4 protein-coding genes and 2 pseudogenes are annotated in these 5,392 nt (G+C 73.1%); all 6 read left to right on the top strand.

The genetic code is table 11. The features are described 5' to 3' along the window. Positions 1–270 (top strand): annotated as a pseudogene (locus B7767_RS37025) (glycoside hydrolase family 3 protein); the annotation flags it as partial. 89 nt (positions 271–359) lie between these two features. Continuing rightward, entirely contained in the window at positions 360–1,385 is a 1,026-nt protein-coding gene (locus B7767_RS37020; protein ID WP_085575835.1) for a phytanoyl-CoA dioxygenase family protein, read from the top strand. Between the two features lie 14 nt (positions 1,386–1,399). Beyond that, on the top strand, positions 1,400–2,698 hold the full coding sequence (locus tag B7767_RS37015; RefSeq protein WP_085575834.1) for a DUF6271 family protein: 1,299 nt from the start codon (positions 1,400–1,402) through the stop codon (positions 2,696–2,698). Then, positions 2,695–3,858: pseudogene (locus B7767_RS37010) on the top strand (type III PLP-dependent enzyme); the annotation flags it as partial. The gene B7767_RS37015 and the pseudogene B7767_RS37010, both read left to right, overlap by 4 nt. Next, positions 3,853–4,392 carry a GNAT family N-acetyltransferase gene (locus B7767_RS48700; protein WP_306298034.1) on the top strand — a complete coding sequence of 180 codons (540 nt, stop codon included), beginning with the start codon at positions 3,853–3,855 and terminating at the stop codon, positions 4,390–4,392. The pseudogene B7767_RS37010 and the gene B7767_RS48700, both read left to right, overlap by 6 nt. A gap of 5 nt (positions 4,393–4,397) precedes the next feature. Beyond that, positions 4,398–5,392, top strand: a 995-nt coding sequence (locus B7767_RS37005) for an MFS transporter (protein ID WP_256923701.1), incomplete at its 3' end; no start/stop codon positions are given.

Below are 5,392 nucleotides of genomic sequence, written 5' to 3'. Positions count from 1 at the left end.
CGGGGCGGCGACGAGGTGCTGGACCGGCTGGCCCTGCGGCCGGCGGACGGCCGTCCGCTCGTCGTGGTCGTCCGGGACGCCGCCCGCTACGGCTGGATGACCCGCGCGCTCACCGGCCTGGTACGCCGGCGGCCCGACGCCCTCGTCGTCGAGATGGGCGTCCCCGCGGGTGAGCGCCCCGGGGCGGTGTACCTGGCGACGCACGGCGCGACGCGCGTGTCGGGCATCGCCGCGGCCGAGGTCCTCACGGGCCGCACCGGGCCGTCGTAGCGACGGCCGACCGACCACCGAACCCCTCCTTCCCTCCTTCCCTCCTTCTGTCCGCATGCCGTGAGTGATCCCGATCTCCGGAGTACCGCATGACGACCCACCACCGTTTCTTACACCGCGCCGCCTCCGAGCGCCCCTACTTCAGCGCCGACGGCGAGACCTACCTCGCCGGGACGCAACTGCGGCACCTGACCAAGGACCTGCCGCTGCGGGTGCTCTCGGAGGAACAGTTCGCGTCCTGGCAGAACCACGGTTACGTGGTGGTGCCGGAGGCGATCTCCCCCGACGCCGCCAAGCTGCTGCTGGAGTTCGCCTGGGAGTTCCAGGGCCTCGATCCGCAGCGCCCCGAGACCTGGTACCAGGAGCGCACCTTCCGCTCGGACCTCGACCGGGACCTGTTCGTCTACGGCTTCGTCGAGGCGTACCAGCACCAGCTGATCTGGGACAGCCGGCAGGCACAGCGGGTGTACGACGCGTTCGTGGACGTGTGGGACTGCGAGGAGCTGTGGGTCACCCTGGACCGGCTCAACCTCAACCCGCCCAATGTGAGGAACCGTTCGCGTTCCCTCATCGACCCCACGGACGAGGGGTTCGACATCGAGCTGCACTGGGACGTGGACACCACGGCGAGCGTGCCGCCGCAGCGGGTGCAGGGCATCATCGCGCTCACCGACACGGAACCGGACCAGGGCGGCTTCCAGTGCTCCCCGGAGCTCTTCCGCCGGTTCGAGGAGTGGAAGCTCGCACAGCCCGCCGGGCGGGACCCGATCCGCCCCGGTGCCGACCGCACCGAGTTCCCCGTCGTGCGGCCCCGGTTGAACGCCGGTGACCTGCTGATCTTCAACGGGATGCTGGCGCACGGCGTGGCGCCCAACACCTCGGCCGACGGGGTGCGCGCGGTGCAGTACCTGTCGATGATGCCCGCCCTGGAGGAACACGAGGAGCTGCGCCGCTCACGGGTGGGGTCCTGGCGCACGCTCAGCACCCCGGAGTGGAACGCGACCCTGCTCGGCGACGCCGTGAAGCACGAGTCCCTGCGCTACGGGCCCGCCGAACTCAACGGCCTGGGACGAAAGTTGCTGGGGCTGGACTCCTGGCACGAGTCGACGCGATGAGCGGGGAAACCGACATGCACCGGATATGCCTGAGCCTCCCCACCGACCGGGAGTGCTCCGCGACCATCACCGCCATCGGCGGGGAGGCCGCCTACGCCGCCCGGCACTTCGACGTCGAGGTGCACCTGCTGATCCTCGACTCCTCCGACGAGCGGACCCGCGAGGCCCATGCCCGGACGGTCGCCGCCCTCCCCGAGGCCGCGGGCGTCGTCGTGCACCACCTCGACGAGTCCGCCCAGCGGGACTTCCTGCGGGGCGCCATCGACCGGGCCGCGCTCCCGGAGCCGGAGCGGATCCTCGACCTCATGCTCCCGGACGCGCTCTCGTACGGCGCCTGCACCAACCGGGCGTTCCTCGTCGCGGCGGCGCTGGGCTGCCGTTCGCTGCACCGACGCGACTCCGACTGCAGCTACCAAGTGTTCGACGGCGAGCCCGTCCACCCCGTCCACCACGAACTGACCTCCCTGGGCAAGCCCGCCTCCCAGGCCGCCGAGGGCGTGTCGGAGGTGACCCTCGACCCCGCGATCGCCGGCCGGCCCGTCTCCATGGTGGGCGCCTCCTTCATCGGGGAGCTCTCCGTCGACATCGGCGGCATCCGGGAGCTCGACAAGGAGGTGTACGACGAGGTCGTCGGCCTGTGGGCGCCCGGTCACTGGTCCGCCGAGCAGAAGCGGGAGCTGGTCGAGGAGTCCTTCAAGGGCGCCGGGACGCTGCCCTTCACGGGCGACCACTCGACGCTGACGCTGGTCGACCCGATGCGCGTCGACATGTCCAACATCGCCTTCGACCGGGACGTGTACGAGCGGCTGCCGCTGCCACCCGCCACCGCGACCATCGGCAGCGACTACTTCCTCATCCACGCCGTGCACGACGCCGCGCTGCCCGGTGTCCTGCACAACCGGCACATCGAGAACTACTACACCGGGGAGCGCCGCACCCACGCCGGATTCCTGGCGTACCAGACGCGGTTCGTGAAGTTCCTGCTGTCGATGCTGTACCTGCACTACGTCTACGAGCGGATGGCCGACGCGGGCGCCACGCTGCTGGACGACGACGGGCGGCTCGACCCGGCACCGTTCGCCGCGTTCCTCACCGAGAGCGTGCGGCTGGACCGTACGGAGAACGAGCGGCGGCTGGACACGGTCGCGGCGGCGTACGGTCGACTGGGCGGTAAGTACGCCGAGTTCGCGCGCGGCATGACGGCGGACCGGGACCGTCTGCTGGACGAGGCCGCGCTGGACGTCGAGGACTTCGTGGTGCTGATCGGCGCCTGGGAGGCCCTCGTGCACGCGAGCCGGGGCGCTCTCCGGTGACCGCGGCCCTGCGCGCGGCCCTCGCGGCCGCCACCGAGGACGCGCTCGTCTACGACCTGGACGGGATCGCCGCCCGTTACGACGCCCTGACCGCGGAACTGCCCGGCGTGGACGTGCGATTCGCCATGAAGGCGTGTCCCGTGGAGGAGGTCCTGGCCCGACTGGCCGGCCGGGGCGCCGGTTTCGACGCGGCGAGCCCCCAGGAGATCGTCCGGGCGCTGGCGACGGGCGTGCCCGCGCACCGGGTCCACTACGGCAACACCGTCAAGTCAGACCGGGACATCGCCCAGGCGTACCGGCTCGGTGTGCGGGACTTCGCCACGGACAGCGTGGAGGACGTGACGGCGCTGGCCGGACACGCCCCGGGGGCCCGGGTGTTCTGCCGGCTGGCGACCAGCGGCGAGGGCGCGCTGTGGGGGCTGAGCCGGAAGTTCGGGTGCTCGGCGGACGACGCCGTACGGGTGCTGACGGCGGCGCGGGACGCGGGTCTCGTCCCCGCCGGCCTCTCGGTGCACGTCGGGTCGCAGCAGATGACCGCCGAGGCGTGGCGGCAGGCGTTCACGTCCCTCGCCGAGGTGCTCACGGCGCTGCACGGCCGCGGGATCGTGCCGGACCACGTCAACCTCGGCGGCGGTCTGCCGGCGCTCGGCTACGCCGACCGCCGGGGTGAACGGCTCGACCCCCCGCTGGACAAGATCTTCGCCGTGCTCCGCGAGGGCATGGAGCGGCTGACCGCGCTGTCGCCCCGTCCGCCGGCCTTCGTCATCGAACCGGGACGCCACCTGGTGGCCGACCACGGAGCGGTCCGGGCCCACGTCTCCCGGCTGACCTCCCGCCGCGGGCCGGACGGGGAGCCGGAGCACTGGCTGTACCTGAGCTGCGGCAAGTTCAACGGCCTGTACGAGATGGACCAGGTGCGGTACCCGCTCGTCTTCCCCTCCCACCCGGACGTGGCCGACGCCGGTCTGGTGCCGGTCGTGGTCGCGGGCCCCACCTGCGACAGTGACGACGCCTACGCCCACGAGCACCCCCGGGTGCGGGTGCCGAGGGCGGTCGCGTCGGGCGACCCGGTCTGGGTGCTGTCGGCGGGCGCTTACGCCGCCAGCTACACGACCGAGGGCTTCAACGGCTTCGGCCCGCTCCCCCGCGTCTGCGTGGGCGGTGACACCCCGGAGGTGCGCGTGCGCGCGATCGCCGAGGACGACTGGCCGCGGATCGCCGCGCTGGAGGCCGGGGTGTACGCGCCGGCCTCGCTGTCCGAGGGCGTCGAGGCGCTCCGCTCCCGGGGCCGGGCCTCCCCGGAGACCTGCTTCGTCCTGGAGACCGGTGACCGTGTCGCCGGCTATGTGCTCGCCCTGCCCTACCCGCGGCTGCGGTACCCGGACCTGACCCGGCCGGAGGAGCGGGCGTACGACTCCCGCAATCTGCACCTGCACGACCTCGTGATCGCGGACGATCTGCGTGGCAGGGGGCTGGGCGGCAGACTGCTGCGGCACCTCACCCTGGTCGCGCGGCGGTCGTCGTACGAACGGATCTCGCTGGTCGCCGTCGGCGGGACGGCGGGCTTCTGGGCCGGTCACGGCTACCGGCCCGAGCCGGGGGCCGAACTCCCGGCGGGTTACGGCGACGGCGCCGTCTACATGTCCTGCCCGGTCCAGTACGACCGCTCCGGCGGCCCGGAAGAGGGGTCCTGACGTCCATGCTGCCCACCCTCGGCGATTTCCGCCGTGACCAACTGGCGATCGCCGCGCTGTTCTCCTTCCTCGGCTTCCAGTACGCCACCTGGGCCTCCCGGCTGCCCGCCCTCAAGGACCGCTTCGACCTGGGCGGGACGGAGGTGGGGCTGCTGCTGATGGCCGCCGGGGTCGGGGCCGCGGCGTCCTTCCCGCTGGTCGCGCCGTTGATGCGGCGGCTGGGCGCCCGGCGGCTGGCGCTCTGGTCCGCGCTGGCCCTGGTGGCGGTGCTGCCCGTGCTGGCCGCGGCCGGCAGCTATCCGCTCGCCCTGCTGGTGATCCTCCTCGACGGCATGGCCGTCGGCTGTCTGAACGTCGCCATGAACGCGCAGGGCGCCGCCCTGGAGTCCCACTACGGGCGGGCCGCGATGGCCCAGTTGCACGCGACGTTCAGCGGGGGCTCGCTCGGGGGCGCGCTGCTGGCCTCCGGGGTGAACACCGTGACGCACTCGGTGACCGCGCACTTCGCCGTGGCGGCGGGGCTGGGGGTGCTGCTGCTGGCGGGTTCCAGGCCCCGGGTGCTCACCGACGCACCCGCTCCCCCGGCCGGGGAGGAACGGCCGGCCGGGGGCGGGAAGAAGGGTCTGCGGAGCCTGACGGGCGCCTCGCGCACGGCTCTCGTCCTGGGCTGCGCCATGGTGTTCGGCACGGTCGTCGAGGGCGCCATGAACGACTGGTCGGCGCTCTACCTGACGGAGGAGACCGGCGCGTCGGGGCGGCTGGCGCCGCTGGGCATCGCCGTCGTCTCGGTGATGATGGTGGCGGCCCGCCTCCTGGGCGACGGCTGGCGCAACCGGTGGGGCGACGCGCGCATGGTGCGGGTGGGCAGCACGATGGCCGGCACCGGCCTCGCCCTCGCGCTGCTGGCCGGCGGCACCTGGCCCGCGCTCGTCGGCTTCGCCTGCGTCGGCCTGGGCATGGCGACGGTGACCCCCTGCCTCTACGTCGCCGCCGCCGCGGA

It is taken from the genome of Streptomyces sp. 13-12-16 (assembly GCF_002114215.1).
Classification (GTDB): Bacteria; Actinomycetota; Actinomycetes; order Streptomycetales; family Streptomycetaceae; genus Streptomyces.
This window is presented reverse-complemented; position numbering and strand designations above follow the sequence as displayed.